The 23,460-nt window shown below is 46.5% G+C and carries 18 protein-coding genes and 1 riboswitch; of the genes, 13 read left to right on the forward strand and 5 right to left on the reverse strand.

Going from position 1 to position 23,460, the window contains the following annotated elements; genetic code table 11:
• Positions 1–14 precede the first annotated feature (14 nt).
• Complete coding sequence (locus tag RQP50_RS19395; RefSeq protein WP_072730514.1) at positions 15–1,193, forward strand: glycine C-acetyltransferase; 1,179 nt, start codon at positions 15–17, stop codon at positions 1,191–1,193.
• 224 nt (positions 1,194–1,417) lie between these two features.
• Here the strand turns inward: RQP50_RS19395 and RQP50_RS19400 are convergent, their stop codons facing one another.
• From RQP50_RS19400 to RQP50_RS19410, 3 genes are read right to left on the reverse strand one after another with little or no spacing between them, the layout of a single operon-like run.
• A complete protein-coding gene (locus RQP50_RS19400; protein WP_072730513.1) occupies positions 1,418–3,355 on the reverse strand; it encodes a M56 family metallopeptidase in 1,938 nt (645 codons plus the stop codon).
• On the reverse strand, positions 3,355–3,762 hold the full coding sequence (locus tag RQP50_RS19405; protein ID WP_072730512.1) for a BlaI/MecI/CopY family transcriptional regulator: 408 nt from the start codon (positions 3,760–3,762) through the stop codon (positions 3,355–3,357). The genes RQP50_RS19400 and RQP50_RS19405 overlap by 1 nt, the downstream gene beginning before the upstream one ends.
• Before the next feature lie 40 nt (positions 3,763–3,802).
• Positions 3,803–4,561 (reverse strand): hypothetical protein, encoded by a 759-nt coding sequence (locus RQP50_RS19410; protein ID WP_072730511.1) that lies wholly within the window; start codon positions 4,559–4,561, stop codon positions 3,803–3,805.
• Positions 4,562–5,345: 784 nt separating this feature from the next.
• Between RQP50_RS19410 and RQP50_RS19415 the strand changes: the two genes are divergently transcribed.
• From RQP50_RS19415 to RQP50_RS19435, 5 genes are all read left to right on the forward strand, one after another.
• Complete coding sequence (locus RQP50_RS19415) at positions 5,346–7,085, forward strand: ABC transporter substrate-binding protein (protein WP_315746417.1); 1,740 nt, start codon at positions 5,346–5,348, stop codon at positions 7,083–7,085.
• Between the two features lie 72 nt (positions 7,086–7,157).
• Positions 7,158–8,114, forward strand: coding sequence for an ABC transporter permease (locus RQP50_RS19420; RefSeq protein WP_142545428.1), 957 nt, complete (start codon positions 7,158–7,160; stop codon positions 8,112–8,114).
• Between the two features lie 12 nt (positions 8,115–8,126).
• Complete coding sequence (gene opp4C / locus RQP50_RS19425) at positions 8,127–9,053, forward strand: oligopeptide ABC transporter permease (protein WP_139295391.1); 927 nt, start codon at positions 8,127–8,129, stop codon at positions 9,051–9,053.
• 14 nt (positions 9,054–9,067) lie between these two features.
• Positions 9,068–10,051, forward strand: coding sequence for an ABC transporter ATP-binding protein (locus RQP50_RS19430; RefSeq protein ID WP_072730508.1), 984 nt, complete (start codon positions 9,068–9,070; stop codon positions 10,049–10,051).
• Positions 10,044–11,009, forward strand: coding sequence for an ABC transporter ATP-binding protein (locus RQP50_RS19435; protein ID WP_021259916.1), 966 nt, complete (start codon positions 10,044–10,046; stop codon positions 11,007–11,009). The genes RQP50_RS19430 and RQP50_RS19435 overlap by 8 nt, the downstream gene beginning before the upstream one ends.
• 83 nt (positions 11,010–11,092) lie before the next feature.
• Here the strand turns inward: RQP50_RS19435 and RQP50_RS19440 are convergent, their stop codons facing one another.
• Positions 11,093–12,031 (reverse strand): hypothetical protein, encoded by a 939-nt coding sequence (locus tag RQP50_RS19440; protein WP_139295390.1) that lies wholly within the window; start codon positions 12,029–12,031, stop codon positions 11,093–11,095.
• A gap of 435 nt (positions 12,032–12,466) precedes the next feature.
• Here RQP50_RS19440 and guaA point away from each other — a divergent pair, with 435 nt between their 5' ends.
• Complete coding sequence (gene guaA, locus RQP50_RS19445; RefSeq protein WP_028533672.1) at positions 12,467–14,008, forward strand: glutamine-hydrolyzing GMP synthase; 1,542 nt, start codon at positions 12,467–12,469, stop codon at positions 14,006–14,008.
• Between the two features lie 368 nt (positions 14,009–14,376).
• Positions 14,377–14,796: a YrvL family regulatory protein gene (locus RQP50_RS29375; RefSeq protein ID WP_394358416.1), complete on the forward strand. Its 420-nt coding sequence runs from the start codon at positions 14,377–14,379 to the stop codon at positions 14,794–14,796.
• Between the two features lie 193 nt (positions 14,797–14,989).
• On the opposite strand, the gene RQP50_RS19450 is transcribed toward RQP50_RS29375, so the two are convergent.
• Positions 14,990–17,395 (reverse strand): S8 family serine peptidase, encoded by a 2,406-nt coding sequence (locus tag RQP50_RS19450; protein ID WP_315746418.1) that lies wholly within the window; start codon positions 17,393–17,395, stop codon positions 14,990–14,992.
• Positions 17,396–17,781: 386 nt separating this feature from the next.
• Positions 17,782–17,882: riboswitch (purine riboswitch) on the forward strand.
• A gap of 247 nt (positions 17,883–18,129) precedes the next feature.
• Here RQP50_RS19450 and RQP50_RS19455 point away from each other — a divergent pair.
• From RQP50_RS19455 to RQP50_RS19475, 5 genes are all read left to right on the forward strand, one after another.
• A complete protein-coding gene (locus RQP50_RS19455; RefSeq protein ID WP_315746419.1) occupies positions 18,130–19,524 on the forward strand; it encodes an NCS2 family permease in 1,395 nt (464 codons plus the stop codon).
• 67 nt (positions 19,525–19,591) lie between these two features.
• Entirely contained in the window at positions 19,592–20,644 is a 1,053-nt protein-coding gene (locus RQP50_RS19460) for an ABC transporter substrate-binding protein (RefSeq protein WP_065293632.1), read from the forward strand.
• Positions 20,645–20,802: 158 nt separating this feature from the next.
• The gene (locus RQP50_RS19465) at positions 20,803–21,792 is read left to right on the forward strand and encodes a nucleoside hydrolase (protein ID WP_315746420.1); all 990 of its coding nucleotides are present in this window, start codon (positions 20,803–20,805) and stop codon (positions 21,790–21,792) included.
• 27 nt (positions 21,793–21,819) lie between these two features.
• Entirely contained in the window at positions 21,820–22,638 is an 819-nt protein-coding gene (locus RQP50_RS19470; protein ID WP_028533676.1) for an ABC transporter permease, read from the forward strand.
• Positions 22,639–22,654: 16 nt separating this feature from the next.
• On the forward strand, positions 22,655–23,446 hold the full coding sequence (locus tag RQP50_RS19475; RefSeq protein ID WP_021252207.1) for an ABC transporter permease: 792 nt from the start codon (positions 22,655–22,657) through the stop codon (positions 23,444–23,446).
• The last annotated feature ends 14 nt before the right edge of the window (positions 23,447–23,460 follow it).

Genomic DNA, 23,460 nt, shown 5'->3' on the forward strand with positions numbered 1-23,460 from the left:
AGGAGGTTGGCAAAATGGCAGGGTTTGAAGTGATTGAAGGACAATTGAACAGCCTGAAGGAGGAAGGTCGCTATCGCCCGCTCTCTATATGGGAGGGAGGCTCCGATTCCTGGATGACCTTGCAGAATGGACGGCGCGTTCTGCAAATGTCCTCGAACAATTATTTGGGATTGACGAAGCACCCAGCGCTCAAGCAAGCCGCTATTGAAGCTATTGAAGCTTATGGGGTTGGGGCAGGCTCTGTTCGCACCATTACAGGAACACTCGACATTCACGACAGGCTGGAGCGGCGCTTAGCAGAATTCAAGGGGACAGAAGCGACGCTTGTATTCCAATCCGGATTCACGACAAACCAAGGAGTGCTTTCTTCTATTCTTGGTCCAGATGATGTGGTTATTAGTGATGAGCTGAATCATGCAAGTATTATCGATGGCATCCGACTGACAAAAACAAATAAGAAAATATATGCCCATAAAGATATGAATCAGCTTGAAGAGGTGTTGAAGGCATCAGGCTCATTCCGCCAGCGAATTGTTGTGACGGACGGCGTATTCAGTATGGATGGCGATATAGCTCCGCTGCCTAGCATTGTAGAACTTGCAGAACGTTATGATGCGCTCGTCTATGTCGATGATGCACATGCAAGCGGCGTGCTTGGCAAATGCGGCAAAGGCTCCACGGATCACTTTGGATTGCACGGACGGGTGCATATTCAGGTAGGAACCTTATCGAAGGCAATCGGCGCAGTTGGAGGCTATGTAGCAAGCTCTCAAGTGCTAAAGGATTACTTGACTCACACGGCGCGTTCGTTCTTGTTCAGCACGTCGTTGCCTCCATCTGTCGCTGCAACTTGTCTTGCCGCGATTGATGTTCTGCAGCATGAACCGGAGCTGACAGAGCGGTTGTGGAGCAATGCGAATTCATTCCGTACGTCTTTGCAGCAGGCGGGGTTCGATACGGGTGAGAGCCAGACACCGATTATTCCAATCATCGTTGGCGACCCAGCTCGTACAATGGCATTTTCACAGCGATTATTGGAAGAGGGGATATGTGCTCAAGGCATTGTATACCCGACAGTCGCACTGGAGCGAGGGCGTGTTCGTTTGATTGTGACGGCTCAGCATACAGCGGAGGACTTGGCATTTGCGCTTGAAGCGCTGAAGAGAGTGGGCAGTGAATTTGGCATGATCTAATTTCAAAACACCATTTGTGAAGCCAGTCGTCGAAATTCAATTGGCGACTGGTTATTTAATTTTGTTTGAATGTGATGAAAGCAATTTCGAAAGGTCTGCTCAGCGATTAGCTCACTCTTGTTGTAAATGCAAAAACACCTCCAAGGCTGTCTCTATATCTTCCGATATTGAGCATTTTCTTGAAGGTGCTTTGATTCATTCCACTCTATGGGGTCAGTCCAATGTTATTTTTTCACCACTGCTTTCAAAATATCAGTCATCTGCTCTTTTGTCATATCCGAATGGGTAGTAATACTGTAATAGTATTTGCCGGTACCATACCAAAAAACATATCTGTTAACAGGTTGACCAGTAGTAGGCGGCGTTTCGTAACTGAAGCCTTTCAGTTTGGCAAATTCCTCGTCGGCCGTATACTGATTGAAGATTAGCGTGTCTTTGCCATTCGTATACTCAAGACGGATGCCTCCCGGCTCTTTCCAATCAAGCTTTTTCGTGTAAACGGGTTTACCGCTCTTTTTACCTTCGACTCTCAGATCATCAAAGAATTTTTTCTCGATTTCACTTTTTCCATCCGGCCTTGGACTGTCAATGACCGCTTTAGAAAACGTATATCCCTCCGGCAAGTTGGAAGGTTGCTGCAAGATGGGACTGTTCAAAGTAGAAGCCTTTTTAACGTAATCCTCATAGGTTGAGAATGCAAGTTTCTTGCCAAAAGGTTCAAATTCCAGTCCGTTGTTCAGGTTCTTGTATTTGTAATACATGATGTAAAGATCACCCGGCTCCTTGGGCAGTTCTCCCACTCTCTTTCTCTCACTTGCGATAAACTCTCTTTCATCCGCAGATATAGCTTTGGCTGCATCTTCCGCTTTTTTTATAGCTTTCTCCATTTCTTTCTTGTAAAGCTCGCGATCCTCGCGATCGATAACACCTGCGGGATAGATAATATCTGGCTCATGATTCACTGTGGCGTTTGAACCCAGTTCCGATTGTACGGAAGTCGCTTGTGGTACGCTCTCTGCCTTGCTTTCCTTTGCATTTACCAACGTCACGCTACCAAGCGTGAGAATCGTCGCCAACCCTAGAATGGACAGGTGATATGATTTTTTGTTAAATTGTTTGATCATTGTAAGTCTCCTTTTCATTTGTTTATGTGTGGCTGACAAGCCGGCAAGTCCTGGTTGAGGACGGTTTCCTGAAAAATGCTCTAGCACATGGATAATCGTCTGCCCGTATGCATTGTTTTGCTGCGGACTCATCCGATCCAGCACGCATGCATCACAGGCCATCTCCTGATCCTGTCTTGCTTTATGTACGGCTAGCCATAATAATGGATTAAACCAATGGAAGATCAAGATGATGAACATGACCCAGTTCACCGCCACGTCCCGCCGCCGGATATGGGCGAATTCATGCGCCAGAATATACTGAAGTTGATCCTTTTTTAACGTGATGAGCAGACTTGGAGAAATGACGATCGCAGGCTTAATAAAACCGACCACGGCAGGTCCTGGAATCCTTTCAGAAGCCACGAACTGCACTTTGCGCTTCACACCGAACAACTGCTTCGTCTCGTGAAACGATGCCGATAGATAAGGTGTTTTGATAGGGTGCCCTGCTCGTAGTGCTTGTTTCAATCGAAGCTGATCGAATACCGTTTTGGCGGCAAGAAGCAGAACACCTGCAAGCCAGATGAGCATCAAGACATCGGCAAAGTTCATTTGCTTGATCCTATTCCACCCAAAGCGGCTCTCTTGTACGGTTCCAGATTCATGAGGTGGATCTGATACGATAGTCTTCCGAATAGGGTCGCTTTTCTCCGAGTTGAAAGATCGCCCTCCATGAACTGCTGATTCGTTTTTCCTCCCAGCATCTATCCAATATTCGCGCCAAGATGATGGATCTTGAGTCTGCTTATGAATACCGGGTACTATGGCCTCCAAAGATAAAATATTGTACAAGCTAAGTGAAGATTCCGGCGCCCAAGGGAGCAGTAAACGAATCGCCACAGGAACCCAAAGTAAATATTTCCACCTGGCTTCAAGCTTGTTTTTCAATAGAACTTGCAGGATGAGTACAAGTACGACCAGAATGCTGGCCATGAATGATCCGCGAATCACCCAGCCAAAAACCGACAATAAAGTTGGATGTATTGAAGGACTCATCAGGTATCTCTCTTTTCTTCACCGTCGCTGTAGTTTTCGTCAAATAAAGCCTTTAGATCCTCGATTTCCTGCGCATTCAGCTTTTTATCCTCCAAAAAATTAGCAAGCATCGGCTTTAATGCTCCGCCATACAGTTTTTTCATAAAGGATTTGGTTTCGGATTGCAGGTATTCCTGTTCGCTGACGGCAGGAAAAAATAGTTGGGTACGCTTTGCCACCTTTTCAAGCTTGGCACCTGCCGCTCCCTTCTGCACCAGCCGACTGAGAAGCGTCCGGGTCGTATTCGGGCTCCACCCCATGTGAATCGTCATTTGTTTTACGACCTCACTGGAAGGGCAATCTGGAATCGTCCACAACACGCGCATAATTTCCAGCTCTGCATCCGTAATGGGTGGGATTTGGTTCATGCATGAAACCTCCAAAGTCAATTCAATCAGACTACAAATGTTATTTTTTCACCACTGCTTTCAAAATTTCAATCATCTGCTCTTTGGTCATATCCGACTGAGTAGCAATACTGTAATAGTATTTGCCGGTACCATACCAAAAAACGTATCTATTAACATGTTTACCAGTAGTAGGGGGCGTTTCGTAACTGAAACCTTTCAGCTTAGAAAATTCCTCGTCGGCCGTATACTGATTGAAGGTTAGTGTGTCTTTGCCATTCGTATACTCAAGACGGATGGCTCCCGGCTCTTTCCAATCTAACTTTTTCGTGTAAACGGGTTTTCCGCTCCTTCTACCTTCGGCCCTCAGATCATCAAAGAATTTTTTCTCGACTTCACTTTTTATGTTCGCAATTGGATTTTCAATGGCCGCTTTAGAAAACGTATATCCCTCCGGCAAGTTGGAAGGTTGCTGCAAGATGGTACCGTTCAAAGTAGAAGCCTTTTTAACGTAATCCTCATAGGTTGAGAATACAAAACCCTTGCCAAAAGGTGCAAATTCCAGTCCGTAGTTCAGGTTCTTGTATTTGAAGTACATGATGTAAAGATCGCCCGGCTCCTTGGGCAGTTCTCTCACTCTCTTCACCTCACTTTCAACAAACTTTTTTTCTTCGGCATTTGGAGCCTTACTATTAGCTTCTTTTGCTGTAGTTTTTTGGGCCGGCTGGGAGGATGCCGCCTCCGCAGCGAGGTTTACCGAAGAACCCAGTAATAAAACACTGCCTAGTGCTGCGATTGCTACCTTTGATGATGTCTTCACATTGTCACTCCTCTCTAAGTGTTTGTTCATGAAACTACAAGAGTAGTTAACCTATATACTACAACTGTAGTTAAATGATGTCAACATGCTTTATTGCAAAGTTCTTTCTCACTATTGTTTAAGCTGCCAGTTGGAGAAAACATGGAGCATAACTTCCTTACAGCCTGTTATGTAAGCGTTGTATATTCAAGCATGCTTCTAAGTAGCGAATTCAAAATAATTATAGACCAATGTATAGAAATAACTATTATTCAATGAAATCATGCAGTATAATACGTAGAAATACATACATATACATCGCAAAAGGACTTCATTATGGAGAAAATTTAGAAACGAAAAATGTGCGCGAACCGTGGAATAACAGTGATTAATGACTTCTGGTTGTGTACAGAAACGCACGGAGTTATCGATAGCTCATAAATGTATAATTATGAATCTCCCTACGGGAATGCGAATGAACCATTTCAACGTAGAATCGACCCTCACCCAATGACCAATCGTAAACTATTCTAACATCATCGACCCAGCATAAACGATTTTGACAGCAAGCCCTTTTCTTCACAAAAGGAAGACAGTAAGCAAAAAAAAGAGATAATCGAGTGTGTGGTGAAGTTTCCCTTGGCTTTTATAGTCAATTCCCGGGAAATCAGATCTTTTAATTGAAAATCGACGCATTTTTATTGTGTACATAAATTTACCACTGGCTTATAATAAGGCCTATAAAATTCCTACTGAGCTTATAGGAATAGTTGAAAATAAACTTGTTCATTTCAGGAGGGTCAACATGAAGAAAACATTGCTTCTTCTCTTATCTTTAACGATGGCTAGCAGCTTGTTATTGACAGCTTGCTCGAATGACAGTGCGGCACCTGCAGACAAAGGACAAAGTCAGGTGTCATCCAACAATTCTAGCTCAGGAGAGACACAGACACCTCCTGTGGAAGTGTTGACAGAGCTTGTCAGCGCTTCAGATATGTCGAAGCTTCCAGAACAAGCAAAGAAACGCACAGATACGATTATTGTTGGTCTGACAGACCCGAGCGGCGCATTTACTCCTTACTTCCAGCAAAGTGGCTATGACGGCAACGTTTCCTCCATTTTGTACACACCTCTCGTGACGAATGATGAGAAAGGCTTGCCGATTCCGGGCTTGGCTGAGAAGTGGGAAATTACAGAGGACGGAAAAATCTTTACGTTCCATCTGCGCAAAGGCTTGAAGTTCAGTGACGGCTCACCGATTACGGCAGATGATGTTGCTTTCACGTGGACGCTTGTAAATGACAAGGGTTACACAGGTGAAGAAGATTTGTCCCTTATCGGCATCGTTGGGGCAAAAGAATATAAAGAAGGCAAGGCGACTTTGATTTCGGGCATCAAGGTGATTGATCCAAATACGATCTCTGTCACTTTGGAAAAAGGAAACTCTCAGGCGCTGTCGATCCTTGGGGGTGACGTGCTGTCCAAGGCTTATTACGGCAAGGATTACAAGCAGGGACAGTCTCTGGACTATATTAAGAACCTGCACGCGAATCCGGTTGGAACAGGCCCATACAAGCTGGAGAAGTTTATCCCAGGCCAAGAGGTACGCTTTGTTGCTAACGAAAACTATTTCAAAGGCAAGCCAAAGACCGAACACTTTATCTACAAAACAACAGAAGGCGACACGTGGCAGTTTATTGAAACAGGCGAGCAGGACTATGGGGCCTTTACTGCAACGCAAGAAAATATTGATAAGCTGAAGTCATTGGGCTTCTTGAATCTCGTGCCAGCGACAGCTAGCAACTATGGCTTCTTGGCATTTAACCATGAGCATGCGACATTCAAAGACAAACGTGTTCGTCAGGCATTGACTTACGGACTTGATCGTCAATCCATCTTTGTAGATGCGAACCAAGGCGCAGGGCAAGTGGCGAACATCCCAAGCCCGCCAACATCTTGGGCATATACTGAAGAGGGCATTAACCCATATAACTATGATCCGGAAAAAGCAAAAACATTGCTTGACGAAGCTGGCTGGAAACCTGGTAGCGACGGCATTCGCGAGAAGGACGGACAAAAGCTGAAGCTTCATTTCATCGGTTCTAAGAGCAAGGGGAATGACTTGTTCGTAACGATTGCGAAGGAAAACTATGCGGCAATCGGCGTTCAATTCGAGCCTGAGTTGTTCGCAGACTTCAACGCACTTGGTGCGAAATCAGACAGTGGCGATTACGACATTGCTTCCTTCTCAACGCCAGTTCTGGTGGATCCTGCAGATGGCGTTCGCCGCTTCGTGAACGGTGAAGTGAAGGGCTATGATAATCCAAAAGTAAAAGAATTGTACGACAAAGGCTTGGCAACTTCAGACATTGAAGAGCGCAAGAAAATCTACAAAGAGTTGTTCCAAGTTCTGAATGACGACATGCCTTATATCTTCACAAGCTATCGCAAATCGGTATATGCCTACAACGGGCGGATTCAAGGATTGAAGATTACTCCATTGACTGGCGTAGCTGGAAGCGTGTTCGACTGGGAATTGAAATAATGATCATAGGAGCCCCTGGCCTGCATTTCCATTCGCAGTCAGGGGCGAATGACTTCCAAAAGGAGTGCGAACATGAGTAATTTTTTGCTGCGAAGAATGTTGTACATGGTTCTTATTTTGTCTGCGGCATCCATATTTATCTTTGTGCTATTCGCGATGATGCCAGGTGATTTTCTGGCGGGCAATACGAAGCTGTCGCCTGAACGGAAAGAAGAGCTCAGGGCCATATATGGTCTTAACCAACCCGTGCTGGAGCGGTATTGGAATTGGTTGACCAATGCATTTCAGGGCAACTTCGGATACTCCCTTGCACAGCAGAAGCCTGTAGTGACGCTATTCAATGATTATGTGTGGAATTCATTCTTGCTAGCCATTGTTTCTACCTTTTTCACATGGCTGTTGGCAGTCATCATCGGCGTTGTTTCGGCGTACAAGCAGTATTCCTTCTTTGATACAGCAGTAATGGTCTTCTTATTTGCTGCGATGTCTATTCCATCATTCTTCATCGGTTTGTATCTGATCAAGTTGCTGGCCGTTGATCTGAAGATATTGCCTCCTGGCGGAATGATTACAACAGGAAGCAATGCTACAGGGATGGCCCATGTATGGGAAGTCATCGATCATATGATTATGCCTGTAGCAGTTATGGTATTGCTCGGGGTGGGATCGCTAACGCGATATTTCCGCAGCAATATGATTGATGTAATTCGGCAGGACTATGTCCGTACAGCTAGAGCGAAGGGCATGAAGGAGCGAGTGGTGCTGTATCGGCATGCGCTTCGCAATGCGATGCTGCCTGCGATCACCTTGATCGGTTTTGAACTTCCGGGCTTGTTCAGTGGTTCGATGATTATTGAGAAGATATTTAATTGGCCGGGAATTGGGCAATTGTATTTGCAATCTTTCGGGACGAGGGATTATCCACTGCTCATGGGCTTTACGATGTTCATTGCCATCTTGACGATAATCGGCACGCTCATTTCGGATATTTTGTACAATGTCGCCGATCCGCGCGTCAGATTGCATTAAGGGGGTACCAACATGTCATCCATTTCCGGCGGAATAACAGAGGTTCAGCGGACGGCGCCGGCAGCGGCTCGCACGTCGCTATGGCGTCAGGCTTTTCATAAGCTGTTGAAAAACAAACTAGCCATATCCGGCTTACTCTTTTTCATTATTATGTTTCTGGCATGCTTCATCGGCCCTTTATTCTCCCCCTATGCGGACGGCAAGAGTAATCTGGCGATGATGAACAAAGCACCTTCGATGAAGCATTGGCTCGGTACCGACGGGCTCGGGCGAGATGTGCTGACGCGCTTGCTGCAGGCCGGCCGCATATCCTTGACGGTAGGCTTCGCATCTATGGTGATTTCGGTATGTATCGGCTCGATTCTTGGAGCGGTTGCAGCTTATTATCGAGGGATTGTCGATCAGATTATTATGCGGCTTGCCGATCTGCTGTTAACGATTCCGGGCATGCCGATCTTGTTCATCTTAGGGGCAATGATGTCCGAATGGAAAGTACCTACGGAATATCGCATGTATCTTGTCATGTTCATGCTCAGCTTTATTGGCTGGCCAGGATTGGCTCGGCTCGTACGCAGTCAGATGCTTAGTATTCGTGAACGAGAATTTATGCAGGCGGCGATTGTACTTGGATTGGATGATAAGCGGAAGCTGTTTAATCATATGATTCCGAACATAGCACCACTTCTTATTGTCGTCGCTACATTGAGTACGGGTGGAGCGATATTGAGTGAATCTGCGCTCAGCTTCTTCGGTCTTGGTGTTATGCCGCCTACTCCGACGTGGGGGAACATGATAGAGGCGGCGAACAGCTTGATGGATTTCGAGAAGCGTCCTTGGCTGTGGATTCCGCCAGGTCTTGCTATATTTTCTACAGTAATTGCAATTAACGTGTTCGGCGATGGTTTGCGAGATGTTCTCGATCCTAAACAGAAGAAGTAAGGGAATGACAGTTGATGAAAAATGTAATCGAAATTGATCATCTCAGTACTTATTTTTATACCGAAGCAGGGGCAGTTAAGGCAGTCAATGATATTAGCCTGCGCATTCGCGAAGGGGAAACCGTATGCATCGTCGGCGAATCCGGCTGCGGCAAAAGTGTAACCGCAATGTCTATAATGGGGCTCGTCGAAGAACCCGCAGGTAAAGTGGTGAACGGCAATATTCAGTTCGGCGGCAAGGATTTGCTCCACATTCCGAAGGAAGAGCTGCGCCAAATCCGTGGTAACGATATTGCGATGATATTCCAGGAGCCAATGTCCTCTCTGAACCCGGTGCTTACGATCGGCAAGCAGATTATGGAGCCTCTCATGGTGCATATGAAGCTATCGAAGAAGGATGCGCGGGCTCGGGCTCGCGAGCTGGTAGAGCTGGTTGGAATCTCTCGTGCAGAGCAGATCTTGGACAGTTACCCGCATCAGTTGAGCGGGGGCATGCTGCAGCGGATTATGATTGCGATCGCGATGTCCTGTAATCCGAAACTGCTCATTGCGGATGAACCGACCACAGCACTTGATGTAACGATTCAAGCGCAAATTCTGGATATGCTGCGTCAAATCAAAGAAGATTCAAACATGTCTATTTTGCTCATCACCCATGACCTTGGTGTCGTTGCAGAAATCGCTGATTACGTGATCGTGATGTACTCCGGCAAGATCGTGGAAGAAGGCGAAGTTGTCGAGCTGTTCGAGAATCCGAAGCATCCTTATACACAAGGTCTGCTTCGTTCGAAGCCTGTCATCGGCCAGCGTCAGGATGATTTGTACTCGATTCCGGGGCAGGTGCCTAACCCATTGTCTTTGACTGAGTCCTGCTATTTCCATGATCGCTGTGACCGCTGCATGTCGGTGTGTACAACGAAGCAGCCACTGCTGAAGGATACAGCCGAACGGCATCGGGTTGCTTGCTGGCTGTATGAGGAGGGAATTCAACATGGCTGAGACATTGCTCGAAGTGAAACATTTGAAAAAGTACTTTCCGATTACCTCAGGCATATTCAATCGAACTGTCGGCCATGTGAAGGCGGTGGATGATATCAGCTTCACCATCAAGCGGGGGGAGACGTTCGGCTTGGTTGGAGAATCTGGAAGCGGGAAGAGTACAGTAGGGCGTACTATCATTCGGTTGCTGGAGAAGACGGAAGGCGAAGTGAAGTTTCAGGGGATTGATATCTATGGCATGCAGGAAAAGGAACTGCGCAAGCTGAGACCGAAGATGCAGCTCATCTTCCAAGATCCGTATAGTTCTTTGAATCCGCGTGTTCGCGTCGGCGATGCCATTGGCGAGGCGCTGCTTAACCATGGAATGACCACGAAGGAAGAAGTTCGGGATCGAGTGCTTGAGGTTATGGAAGCATGCGGTCTATCGGCCTATCAGTATGATCGCTTTCCACATGAGTTCTCGGGTGGCCAACGTCAGCGCATCGGAATTGCCAGAGCGCTTATCCTTGACCCGGATCTCATTATTGCGGACGAGCCAGTCTCGGCGCTCGATGTATCGATTCAGGCGCAAATTATTAACTTATTCCGCAAGCTGCAGAAGACACGCGGCTTAACGTATTTGTTTATCTCCCATGACCTAAGCGTCGTAGAGCATCTGTGTGATCGGATCGGCGTTATGTACTTGGGCACCATGATGGAGACGGCGTCGCGAGACGAATTGTTCCGCAATCCGCTGCATCCGTATACGAAGGCACTGTTATCAGCTGTGCCGATTCCGATACCGAAGCTGAAGCGTGAACGAATCGTCCTGCAGGGGGATATTCCGAATCCAGCCAATCCTCCATCCGGCTGTAAGTTCCACACACGCTGTCCGTTTGCGACCGATATTTGTCGTGAGCAGGTTCCGGTATTCAGGGATGTAGGTAACGACCATCAAGTGGCCTGTCACCTCGTATAAGCCGATTTTGATCACTTAAACCAATAGAATGCCCCGACAGTCGGATTGCGACTTCGAGGCATTTTTCATTTTCATGAACAATATCAGTCTCTGTCCGTGACTTCCAATTCAAGCAATTTGGCTGTTTCTTTGTGTTTGTACACGATGAAATACGCTTTTTTGTCGACAGGGGCGTATGTAATAAAGCGTACAACCCCCTCTGGGAATACAGTTGTTTGTTCCTCAATTAACGCTTTCCCAAATGTATCTGTAATGATCCACTTGCTATCTGATAAATCATGCATCCATATCTTCCCGGCTTGGTAGGAAGCATTCCAACCGAAGGTATCATTGTCTGTGAAGGTAGATACTTGCTGATGAATTTGCTTTCTTGTGTTCAAATCGTACACAGCATACACCAAATTACCTTTATTATGATCTGGGCCGAACGGGCTTCCGATACTGTTATGCTCCGTTGTTATAATGAGTTTCCCATCTTGTACACCGAAATCGGTTTGTATATTCCCCTCGATTAGAATTGTCGACTCCTGCGAATTACGAATATTGATGATCTTATAGAAAAATTGGGATTGCATAATGCCAGACCCTTCGTACTGGACGACCAGATTGGGAGCTCGGAAGGCGATATCTATAATAGTTAGATGCTCATAACTTCCAGGTTCGATTCGTATATCTTTACGGAGGAGAGGCTTGATCCAAGGAGATGAGTAAAGGGATGCAATCGACTTCTTTTTATAATAATTCTGCTCAAGTACGACAATTTGCTCTTCGATGTTCTGCTGTGGCGGCGACCATCTCACCTTGATGCTAATGCTGTTTAATTCCAGATTAAGCTTAATATTACGGTATAATTGTTGGGATAATGTATTCCCGTGTTGATCGAGAACGATTTTCTTTAGGTTGTCGTTATCGCGAGTCATGACTACGATTTTGGTAGGGTTGGCCAAGACATATACGTCATAAATTTCGGGGAATTTCTTGCTCCACAGTATTTTGGCTTGTGGCAGATTGATCGCATTCAATGTTGAATAATTCTTCTCGTAATTGGGTTCAACGAGCAGTGTTGTGTCGTCTGGCAGATGATAAAGCTGAGAGTAAAGGCTTGTATTGGGAAGGGGAGACAGCAATGGAGCATTTTCGGCACTGACAGTTCTTATAGATGGAATGAAGAGGGAAATAAACAACAATAGTGCACAATAAACATGAACAGATTTTCGCATATACACACCTCGATTTTTAGGGGGGGATCAGCTGTTACCGCTATGGGAAGGGGCTGATGTTCCATGATTTTACTGTTTCGATCCTATAATAACTTGAATACTTTTCAAATTGAAGAAAAATAATAACACTTTACCAGTAATTTTATATAGTTATCCAAACTTGATCACATAACACATTGACTGACGTTTTTCAATTTCGTTATAATAGTGGACAATATGTATTAGGGAGGCACGGCAATGACAAAGCAACATCATGAAATGATCGTTGTCCTCGATTTTGGCGGACAATATAACCAGCTCATCGCACGTCGTATTCGCGATATGGGCGTGTACAGTGAACTGGTTCCATACAACACTTCAATCGAACGCATTCAAGAACTGAATCCAAAGGGGATCGTATTCTCTGGCGGTCCAGCGAGCGTATACGAAGAAAATTCACCAATGGTAGATCCGCGTATTTATGAATTGGGTCTTCCAATCATGGGGATTTGCTACGGTATGCAAATGATGTCGCATCAGCTGAAGGGTAAAGTTGAGCGTGCAGGCAAGCGCGAGTACGGGAAAGCTGATGTTGTATTCCAGCCAGGCAGTGAATTGGCACATGGCTTGGAAGCAAACCAAACGGTATGGATGAGCCATACGGACTTGGTTGTTGAGCTTCCAGAAGGCTTCCGCGTTGACGCAGGTACGGAGCATGCTCCAATTGCGGCAATGAGCCATCCGGAAAAACGTTTCCATGCGGTACAATTCCACCCTGAAGTACGTCATTCTGTATACGGAAATGAAATGATTCGCAACTTCTTGTTCCGTGTATGCGAATGCAAGGGCGACTGGTCGATGGAAACATTCATCGAGGACAAGGTGCAAGAAATTCGCGAGACAGTCGGCGATCGCAAAGTATTGTGCGCGCTTAGCGGCGGTGTAGATTCCTCCGTTGTAGCGGCACTTATTCATAAGGCAATTGGTGATCAACTGACATGTATGTTCATCGATCACAACTTGCTGCGCAAAGGCGAAGCTGAAGGCGTAATGGAGACATTCGTCGGCAAGTTCGATATGCATGTGGTCAAAATTGATGCACGCGAGCGCTTCATGAGCAAGCTTGCAGGCGTATCTGATCCGGAGAAAAAACGTAAAATCATCGGCAACGAGTTCATTTACTGCTTCGATGAAGAGTCCGCGAAGCTGGGCGACTTCGACTTCTTGGCACAAGGCACATTGTATACGGACATCGTAGAGAGTGGAACAGCAACTGCTCAGACGATCAAGTCCCACCACAACGTTGGCGGCTTGCCTGAGGACATGAAGTTCAAGCTTATCGAACCTTTGAACACGTTGTTCAAGGACGAAGTTCGCAAAGTCGGCGAAGAGCTCGGCTTGCCGCGAGAAATCGTATGGCGTCAGCCATTCCCAGGACCGGGTCTTGCAATCCGCGTACTGGGTGAAGTAACAGAGGACAAGCTGACAATTGTTCGTGAATCCGACGCGATCTTGCGCGAGGAAATTGCGAAGGCTGGCTTGGATAATGAAATTTGGCAGTACTTCACAGCATTGCCGGACATGAAGAGTGTCGGCGTTATGGGTGACGCTCGTACGTATTCCTACACAGTAGGTATCCGTGCAGTAACATCCATCGACGGCATGACGGCTGACTGGGCACGTATTCCGTGGGATATTCTTGAGAAGATCTCCGTACGTATCGTCAACGAAGTCGAGAACGTTAACCGTATCGTCTATGACGTAACATCGAAGCCACCAGCAACAATTGAGTGGGAGTAATTCCATTCGAATCTTAACAATTTAAAGGCTATACCGCGTTTAACCGCGGTATAGCCTTTTTGCGTTACGGCATTGAAATTAGGTGACTTCCTTCATTAGCGGCGAACGAAATTCTCTTTTTATTTGAGTTGTTTAGCAAATGGAAGGGAGTATTTATTATGCTTGTTACCAAAACCATCAGAGGAGAAATAAAGTGTTTGAGTGCGTTCATTGTATCTTTCAATAATTCACACGTTTTCCATGCTATAGTAAAATATAGGAAGTGAATTAGGGCGGTTTGGAGGGATAACTTTGGATGTAGTGATCACCAGAACAATCGGAGAACTTATCATAGGCACTAGATGTTCAAGAAACAAATTAGAGAAATGATGAAGAAAATAATCCCTATTTCTCTTGTGAGCCTATTGTTGTTATTTGCAGTGATCACATCAATAATAGTGTTATTTTTTTTCAATGTCGGCATTTTTGAAATCTTAGGGATCGAATATGATTCATGGAAGTCAATACTATTGTTTTATGGATTGTCACTGATTTCAGATGCCGTTGTTACAATTGTTCTCATGTTTATTAAGATTAATTGCTCTATAGTAGGGCGCAATTTTCGAAGACTGCATGAATTTATACTGCGAGTTGTACTTAACTTTACTGCTGTTCACACGATAGATGAATATATGTCTTCGATTCGTATCTCTTTTGTTGCCGAGGTTGTTTTTGCAATCATTATTTCTACTATTGATATCTTAATGGGTGCAAGCAAGCGAGATTCCGTCAATCCTAGAAGTGAATAAAAAGTTCTAAGGGCACCCTTAACATCTACTAGTTTCCGATTATTTATTACGAGTTCACATATGGATTTACAATTTAGCTTTTAATTTCTGAGGAAATAGTAAAGGTTATACCGCGTTTAACCGCGGTATAACCTTTTTGCGTTACGGTATTGATATAGGGTTCACTTTCCTTCGTTAGTGATGAGGCGGCTACCTATTTCTGTACAGGAGACCAGAGTGCTGGTACATTCGAAGGCTCCCAGCCAGTCAGAGATGTATGTGGTTGCACACACTTATAAATCACACCATTATAGGAGACAAGATCGCCTGCCTTGTATGCCTTACCTGCCTGCCATGGATCTGTATTCCCCTCCGGATTTGGGAGATTAGCCGTTACGGATTGACTATGAGGGGAGACATTGCCTTGTCCGTCAATGATCCTGACCGTAAAGGTATACGTATTGCCTGGACTCAGACCGGTTGCAGCATAATTGGTTTGACTGCTGGTTCCGATTTTTTGCTGTTGTTGATAGATTTCGTACGTAAGGCCTTGAATTCCTGTGTTCGGATCGCTCCAACTCAGGTTTACTGAATTATACGTGACTGCCGTTACAGCCAGCTGCTCAGGTGCCTTCAGCACAACCGGTTCTGGTTGTTCAGGGCCTTGGCCAAGAATAGAAGAATGATTGCCCGATACAACTAATGCAAATGGCTGAGGACCTTGTGGCACATTGTATCCTTTGATGGTCACCGTATATTCGCCCGTAGTTGGAGTTGAAAGATATGCATTTTCCACGTTGTTGATGTGGTCATAATTGGCACAGCTTGTGCTAGCTGTATTTTGTACGAAGCAGTTGCCTTTGTAGAGTTCGCCGGTTGGGGTTTTTACTTCAAGATCGAGGTCATTGACCAATTGCTTGCCAGCTTGAACGGCACCTTGGTAATCGCTCCAGACAAGAGATATCTTGAGAGGTTTGCCGGCTTCGGCCTTGACGCGGTAGGAGATAGAATCGTTTGTTTTGATACCTGTGGTGTTGTCGATAAAGCTATTGGTTCTTCCGTCAGTAGGGGTGAGTGAATTCACGAGGTTAACGCGTCCCCATCCTGTTTCTCTGCTCATCCATCCATATCCTACATCTTCAGCTCCATTAATGAGCGTCGCTTTGATGAGTGCTGAGGAAGGTGTTACGTGCTTGTTCTCGGTATAAAATTGGCGAACGATGGCTGCCGATCCTGCGACAGCTGGAGTAGCCATGGAGGTACCGGTCATGTTGGTGTAGTACTGATTTGGATTTGCAGGTCTAGTTGAGGCTGAGGAACGAACGGAAATAATTGAGGTACCAGTAACGACGAGGTCAGGCTTAACTCTTCCATCTGGTGCATATCCTCTGCTGGAGGTTGGGGCAATTTGATTCGAATTTGTTTTTTGAAGATTACCGACCGTAATGGTGTTTTTAGCATTGCCGGGTGAATTGATGGTGTTGTTCCCACTGCCATCGTTCCCTGCGGCGAACAGTACGGTGAAGTCTTTGTTGTTGAACGTATATTCATCAGCGCGAGCAGAGTTGGAATTGTAGGTGTAGCTGCTGGCGCCCCAAGAGTTAGTATGGATGAACGATCCTTGCTGCTTCGCAGAGCCGAACAAGTCGCGCAGGTCGCCTGGGCAGATAGAAGTACCACCACAGCCGATTGTTTGGGCGAACAGTTTGGCGCCATAGGCAACGCCTTTATATTGCCCATTGGACATTGCTCCTGTGCCGAGCACGGTACCGGCTACATGTGTGCCATGACCGATCGTATCCTTCCATGTTCCTTCGGGGTTAGGAACAGGAGTCGTATGCAGCTGACCTTCGAAATCTTTATGGAGTGTGCTTAGATTACCGGAATCCAAGCCGCTGTCGGCTACGGTAACCACTTGACCTTTTCCGGTCAATCCCTTGCTCCATACGCCATTCGACGTAGCAGCCCCAACTTGATTCGTGACGAAGTCGTTGAGGATCTCTTCTTTAGGCTTAGATTCGACGAAGGTGACATCTGGTTGATTAAGAACGAGCGGGAGTGATTCGTTGCTTAATACAGCTTCGATGTAGCCTTCTTGCACATCGGTAACGGGGATGGCTTGCTGCTTAAGTGATTGGGCAACTTCTGCCTCACTGCCCCTGAATACTGAGATGACATAGTTGCTTGGTGAAGTGTTTTCGGATGTGGAGAGGTTGCCGTTCTTCCATTCTGGCTGAAAGAGGGTGACTCTGTAAATCTGATCGTTGGTGGCGAGGTTGCCGGCTTGTTGCGGGTTCATGCGTACGAGATAAGCATAGTCAGGGAGATAATCTCCGAGTTCCGCTCCAGCCTGTTGCAAGAGCTGTTTGGAGGAATCTGTGATGACGTCGTTGAATTGAACAACGTACAAATGGCGTTGCGTGCTTTCTTCATCATGCTGCAGTCCGTAGTGTTCATTTTCATTCTGGAGATCGACGGTGCCTGTTCGCAAATAGAGCAGCTTCTCGGTTGAATTGTTCGCGGGGCCTTCATAGGCTGACACCGCTGGTGACATCAGGCTGATTGCCATGGCAATCGACATGATCATTGAAAGCACTTTTTTGTTGTTTTTGTTCGCCAAATGCTATTCCTCCTTGGTATAAAAGAGTATAGTCTAGTCTGACAAAGCTGGCATTTTTAACGTATAAACTCACCTCCAAAATACTAGATTTACATGTTTACCCGAATACCATTTGTAAAAAGCAATCATAATAGTTTCAGAACTGGGTAAAAATGTATGAACCCATTTTATAAAAAATAATGAATTAATTCAATAGTTTTACTGTGATTTTCCAGAAAAATTTTTTTGTAATTCTAGCATGCTGGGACATCATAGAATGTTGATTTCAGTAATGGAGAAATTGATTTGTTTTCGCCACAAAACACGAACGAGTTATAAGATATTTTGTTTATTGTTCGGAAATAGCGTTGACAACCCTGCCGGATGCCTATACAATGTGAGTAGATAACCTAATAACGCAACTTTTTCGTATAATCTTGGGAATTGGCCTGAGAGTTTCTACGAGATCACCGTAAATGATCTGGCTACGAAGAGGAACGGCTTTCCGGATGAATCTAGTTAGAAGATTCGTCTTATACGCTCTGCCTGCCCATAATCTGTGTGCAATATCAGGATGGGAACTTGCTATTCATTCATATAGCGGGCAGTGCGAGTAGGGAATGCCTCACTTCTTTCACGCCAGAGCTCGGGAGATCAACCTGAGTTCTTTTTTTGTGCTTAGACAGGTTACTGGGGGAAACAGAAGCAGCAGTAAACACACATTCATGAGATGTCATGGGGAGGATGTTATACACATGGAGCGCTTCTTCAAAATCAAGGAGAACGGTTCGACGATTAGTACGGAGATTATGGCGGGTATTACGACCTTTATGGCGATGGCGTACATCTTGGCCGTTAATCCGAACATTCTAACGGCCTTCGGTAAGACCGGCATGGAATGGTATCCCGTATTTCTTGCAACAGCTATTGCAGGCGGTATTTTCACCATTGCGATGGGGATCTTCGTTAATTTCCCGGTTGCCTTGGCACCAGGGATGGGGCTGAATGCTTACTTTGCAACAGTCGTCGTATCGACTGCTGGCTCGGATCATCCGATCACATGGCAAATGGCACTGACGGCAGTATTTATTTCTGGGATTATCTTCTTCCTGCTTACGATTACACATGTTCGTCAAATGCTGCTTGAAGCAGTTCCTGATGCACTGAAGCATGCGATTACAGTCGGTATCGGCTTGTTCATTACGATTGTCGGCTTGAAAAATAGCGGAATGTTGTCCGTGTCCGTTGAGACCGTGAATGATATTCCTAAGGGTACATTCACACCGCTTCAAGGTTTTGAAACAGTATTCGGCTTAGGCAGCTTCTCCAATCCTGATGTACTGCTTACAATCATCGGCTTGGCACTTATTTCGATTCTTATGATTTTGAACGTACGCGGCGCGATTTTGTTCGGTATTTTGGGAACGACGGTCGCTGCGATTTTGATGGGGCGCGTCGATTTCAGTTCGTTGAACGGTGCAAACTGGGTTCCAGATTTGACAAAATTGAGCTTCTTCGAGTTCGATTTTGCTGGCATCATGGGTGTGGGTATCGTATCTATCATCCTAACGTTCACATTCGTTGAATTGTTCGATACATTCGGAACATTGGTTGGTACAGCCAACCGTGCTGGATTCATGAAAAATCGTGAAGAAGGCAACAAGCGTGTAGGGAAAGCGATGTTCGTTGACTCTGTTGCGGTAGCGGGTGGTGCGGCACTTGGTACAAGTACCGTGACTGCATTCGTAGAAAGCTCCGCGGGTGTAGCAGAAGGCGGACGCACAGGACTTACGTCTGTAACGACAGGAATCTGCTTCTTGTTGTCCCTGTTCTTGGCTCCTGCAGTTGCATTGATTCCAGGCCCAGCTACAGCAGCAGCGCTTATCGTCGTTGGCGTATTGATGATGCAAGCCGTTACGGAAATCAACTTCAAAGACTTGGTTATTGGGATTCCGGCATTTATGACGATTGCATTCATGCCGTTCACGTACAGCATTGCAAACGGTATTTCCTTCGGTATTCTTGGTTACGTCCTGCTGGCGTTCGTAGCGAACGTATTCGGCAAGGGTGAGAAATATAAGATTCACTGGCTTATGTGGGTTCTGTTTGTACTGGTTATTGTCCGCTATGTAGCAATGGGCGGTCACTAGGGTTTACTTTTGAACACTTACTACACGAGATACACAACTTAGAATGGCTTCAGGGGGATGGGACTTCATGAAAAAATTAGCGTTAACACTTGCATTCGTACTTTCGATGGGCACACTGCTGGCAGCTTGCGGCGGGGACAAGGCAGCTGAAGGCGGCAAGGAAGCACCGACAGAATTGGTCATCTCGACTTGGGGCTTTGCCGAGGATGCGATGAAGAAGAACGTGTACGAGCCGTTCGAGAAAGAGTATAACGTTAAGATCGTGACAGAGATCGGCAACAACACAGATCGCTTGAACAAAGTCCGTCAAGGCAGCTCGAAGGTAGACCTGATCTACTTGTCCGACTATTATGCACTGCAAGGTGCTGAAGAAGGCTTGTTCGAGAAGATTGATCGCAAGAATATTCCGAACATCGAGCAGCTGTATGATATCGCTAAGGCGCCGATCGGCGAAGACTATGGCCCAGCGCACACGGTAGCGCAGCTTGGACTTGCGGTGAACAGCGATGAGGCAAAAACGCCGATTGAATCATGGAGCGACCTGTGGAAGCCTGAATTGAAAAATAAAATTGCCCTGCCTAACATTACGATTACAACAGGGCCAATGATGATGGATTTTGCGGCGAAGGTAGCGGGCAGCAAGGATATGGATACGGAAGCGGCCTTCAAAGCGATGAAAGAAATCAATCCTGGCGTCGTGAAGTATTACTCCAAATCCGCTGACTTGGTTAATATGTTCGCGCAAGGTGAGGTTGTGGCTGCGCCGATGCAGGACACCTTCTTGGGCAGCTTGACGGAAGCTCTGCCATCCGCTAAGTTCGTAACGCCGAAGGAAGGCGCATATGCGCTCTTGAACACGGTCAACATTGTAAAAGGCTCGAAACATAAAGAGCTGGCAGAAAAGTTCATTAACTGGCACTTGAGTCAGCAAGTACAAGAAGCGAACGCGAAGGCTCGCGTCGATTCGCCAACGAACAAAGAAGTGAAGCTGACCGCTGACGAGGCGAAAGGCTTGACGTATGGCCCAGATGTTGTTGAAAACCTGAAGACGCTTGACCTTCGTAAAGTGAACAAAGAAATGAGCGGTTGGATTGACCGCTGGAACCGTGAAATCGAGTAAAGTCCAAATAGTGAATGTTCAAAAACGTATACGTTGCAACGGCTAAGAGCGACTTCGCGACGACAAGGTACCTTTTTGAACTTCCTCGATCAAGAGGAGGGCTGCCGTATATCGCACCCTCCTTTTTTATTCCCATCAATAGTCAGGAGGCTGGTATCATGGTTGCGGATACGGCTACTTCGAAGCAAATGCCCGTCATTATGGATGTCGATACGGGCGTAGATGATGCACTTGCATTAGCGTTAGTTTGGAAAAGCAAACAAATAGAGCTTGTCGGCGTGACGACAGTGAATGGCAATGTCTCACTCTCACAAGCGACGTTAAATACACGAAAAGTGATACACATGCTGCAGCAGTTGGATGAGGACAAGCAACGCGCGGATGTTGAGGCGAACAAGGTTCCGATCATTCCGGGAGCGAACGAGCCATTGATGCGTCCGACGTTCTTCGAGCACGCTGTGCACGGAAATGATGGCTTGGGCGGAGCTCTATCCGATATGAGTCCGCCGGAGCTGGAGGAAGGGCTGCCGCATGCAGCACAGTTCATCATTGAAGAAGCGAAGAAGCGCCCAGGTGAGCTGACACTTCTTATGACAGCGCCGCTCACCAATCTGGCAATTGCCTTGCGGGCCTGTCCCGAATTGCCGCAGCTCGTTAAGCGGGTCGTTATGATGGGAGGCGCGCTGCAGACGTTCGGCAACGTTACGCCAGTGGCGGAATACAACATCTACGTTGACCCAGAAGCGGCCAAAATGGTGCTGCATGCAGGATTTGACCTGACCATCGTCGGTCTGGACGTAACACGTCAGGCACTGCTGCGTCCCGAGCATTTGGAGAAGCTCGATTCCACACCGCTTGGAGGCTTTGTCCGTACATGTACGGCACAGTACATGGAGCGGTATCGAATGCGCAACGGTGTAGCAGCGTGTGCGATGCACGATCCGCTCGCTGCCTATATCGTGATCGATGCCAGTATCGTCAAGACGCATCGCTATTATGTGGATGTTGAGACACGAAGCGACCTGTGCGACGGTCAAACCGTATGCGACGTTCAGAATCGCCTCGGCCGGGAGGCAAACGCAAATGTATGTGTAGAGGTAGATGGAGAGGCGTTCATGGATCGTTTTATCTCCGTATTGCAAGCTTAGACATCAAGAGAAACAGGAGACGAACTGATGAAAAAACCATTTATATGGCTGCTGCTTCCGGGACTCGTATTCTTGACCTTGTTCATGATCATCCCGATCTTCATGACGATTGGCTCAACTTTCTTCCGTGAAGGGCAATTTACAATCGACGGTTATGTGAAGCTGCTCGGCGATCCGTACATGCTGAAAATATTAGGTACTACACTGCAGGTCAGCTTCGTTACAACACTTGCCTGCATAATGATCGGATTCCCTGCTGCTTACTATATTTCACGGCAGAAGGCGCGTATCAAAGGAATCCTGCTGGCGCTCGCAATCTTCCCACTCATGACGAGTGCGATTGTGCGCTCCTTCAGTTGGATGGTCATTCTCGGCAAGAACGGTTTGGTGAATCAGCTGTTGACCAGCATTGGATTAATTGATGAGCCGTTAAAAATCATGTATACGCCGACCGCGATGATGATCGGTCTTATTCATCTGTTTTTGCCGCTTATGATCATTTCGCTCGTCGGTGTTATGGAGAACATTGACGGCGACCTGTTAAATGCTTCATCAAGTCTTGGCGCATCGCGCATGAAGGGCTTTATGACCGTCATCGTACCGCTGTGTGTGCCTGGTCTTATCGTTGGCAGCATCCTTGTATTCGTCGGCAGTCTAACGGCGTATACGACGCCGCAGCTGCTTGGCGGCAAACAGCGAGTCGTCGCTACGTTCCTGTATCAGAATGCGATGACGCTCAACGACTGGGATATGGCTTCGATTATTGCGACCGTCATGATTGTCGTCACCTTCATCATTATCGGTCTTATGAACCAGCTCGCTCGCAAATTGAATCCGAAGGGATAACGGGGGTTAACTTCTTATGAAAGAACAACATCGCGGACTCGCCGTATTTACGGGATTGGTGTTTCTCTTTTTGCTCGGGCCGCTCATCATTATTATGGCAACGTCTTTTGGAGAGGGTTCGGTACTGAAGTTCCCGCCAGAAGGTTTCTCACTGAAATGGTATCGCAATATTTTTGATGTCGAAATGTTTTTGTCTACGTTCAAAGTTACGATCATCGTCGCGCTTGCCGGCAACCTGATTGCACTTCTGCTCGGCGTTCCTGCTGCATATGCGCTGAGCCGCTATCAGTTTAAGGGCAAGGGGCTGCTCAATGCCATCTTTATCTCGCCGATTTTGATCCCTGGGGTCGTGCTCGGCTTCACGATGCTCAAGTATTTAGTCGTGAAATTCGAACTGCCCGTATATACAAGCTTGCTGATCGGACACATCGTGCTGATGCTGCCATTTATCATTCGGGTCATTGCATCGAGCTTGGCGAACTTCGACTATTCCGTTGAAGAAGCGTCCATGAGCTTAGGTGCGAGCCGACTGCAGACATTCTTCACGGTCGTGCTGCCTAACATTCGTTCCGGTCTTATCGCGGGGGTTCTGCTCGCGTTCCTGGAATCGTTCAACAACGTAGATATTTCCGTGTTCATGACGGGACCTGGGGTGAGCACACTGCCGATTCAAATGCTGACCTATGTCGAGAATTACTTCGACCCGACGATTGCCGCGATTTCGGTGCTGCTGATGGTCATTACAGCATTGCTTATGTTCTCAATTGAACGCTTAATGGGACTCTCCTACTTCACGAAAAATAACTAGCATACATCGGAGGC

The sequence above is a fragment of the Paenibacillus suaedae genome, from assembly GCF_032337355.1.
Classification (GTDB): domain Bacteria; phylum Bacillota; class Bacilli; order Paenibacillales; family Paenibacillaceae; genus Paenibacillus_B; species Paenibacillus_B suaedae.

Excerpts from the sequence above, each read along its gene's own strand:
- RQP50_RS19395 (WP_072730514.1), top strand. The coding sequence starts at position 15 with ATGGCAGGGTTTGAAGTGATTGAAGGACAATTGAACAGCCTGAAGGAG.
- RQP50_RS19400 (WP_072730513.1), bottom strand. The coding sequence starts at position 3,355 with ATGAGTCCTTCAATACATCCAACTTTATTGTCGGTTTTTGGCTGGGTG.
- RQP50_RS19405 (WP_072730512.1), bottom strand. The coding sequence starts at position 3,762 with ATGAACCAAATCCCACCCATTACGGATGCAGAGCTGGAAATTATGCGC.
- RQP50_RS19415 (WP_315746417.1), top strand. The coding sequence starts at position 5,346 with ATGAAGAAAACATTGCTTCTTCTCTTATCTTTAACGATGGCTAGCAGC.
- RQP50_RS19420 (WP_142545428.1), top strand. The coding sequence starts at position 7,158 with ATGAGTAATTTTTTGCTGCGAAGAATGTTGTACATGGTTCTTATTTTG.
- opp4C (WP_139295391.1), top strand. The coding sequence starts at position 8,127 with ATGTCATCCATTTCCGGCGGAATAACAGAGGTTCAGCGGACGGCGCCG.
- RQP50_RS19430 (WP_072730508.1), top strand. The coding sequence starts at position 9,068 with ATGAAAAATGTAATCGAAATTGATCATCTCAGTACTTATTTTTATACC.
- RQP50_RS19435 (WP_021259916.1), top strand. The coding sequence starts at position 10,044 with ATGGCTGAGACATTGCTCGAAGTGAAACATTTGAAAAAGTACTTTCCG.
- guaA (WP_028533672.1), top strand. The coding sequence starts at position 12,467 with ATGACAAAGCAACATCATGAAATGATCGTTGTCCTCGATTTTGGCGGA.
- RQP50_RS29375 (WP_394358416.1), top strand. The coding sequence starts at position 14,377 with ATGAAGAAAATAATCCCTATTTCTCTTGTGAGCCTATTGTTGTTATTT.
- RQP50_RS19455 (WP_315746419.1), top strand. The coding sequence starts at position 18,130 with ATGGAGCGCTTCTTCAAAATCAAGGAGAACGGTTCGACGATTAGTACG.
- RQP50_RS19460 (WP_065293632.1), top strand. The coding sequence starts at position 19,592 with ATGAAAAAATTAGCGTTAACACTTGCATTCGTACTTTCGATGGGCACA.
- RQP50_RS19465 (WP_315746420.1), top strand. The coding sequence starts at position 20,803 with ATGGTTGCGGATACGGCTACTTCGAAGCAAATGCCCGTCATTATGGAT.
- RQP50_RS19470 (WP_028533676.1), top strand. The coding sequence starts at position 21,820 with ATGAAAAAACCATTTATATGGCTGCTGCTTCCGGGACTCGTATTCTTG.
- RQP50_RS19475 (WP_021252207.1), top strand. The coding sequence starts at position 22,655 with ATGAAAGAACAACATCGCGGACTCGCCGTATTTACGGGATTGGTGTTT.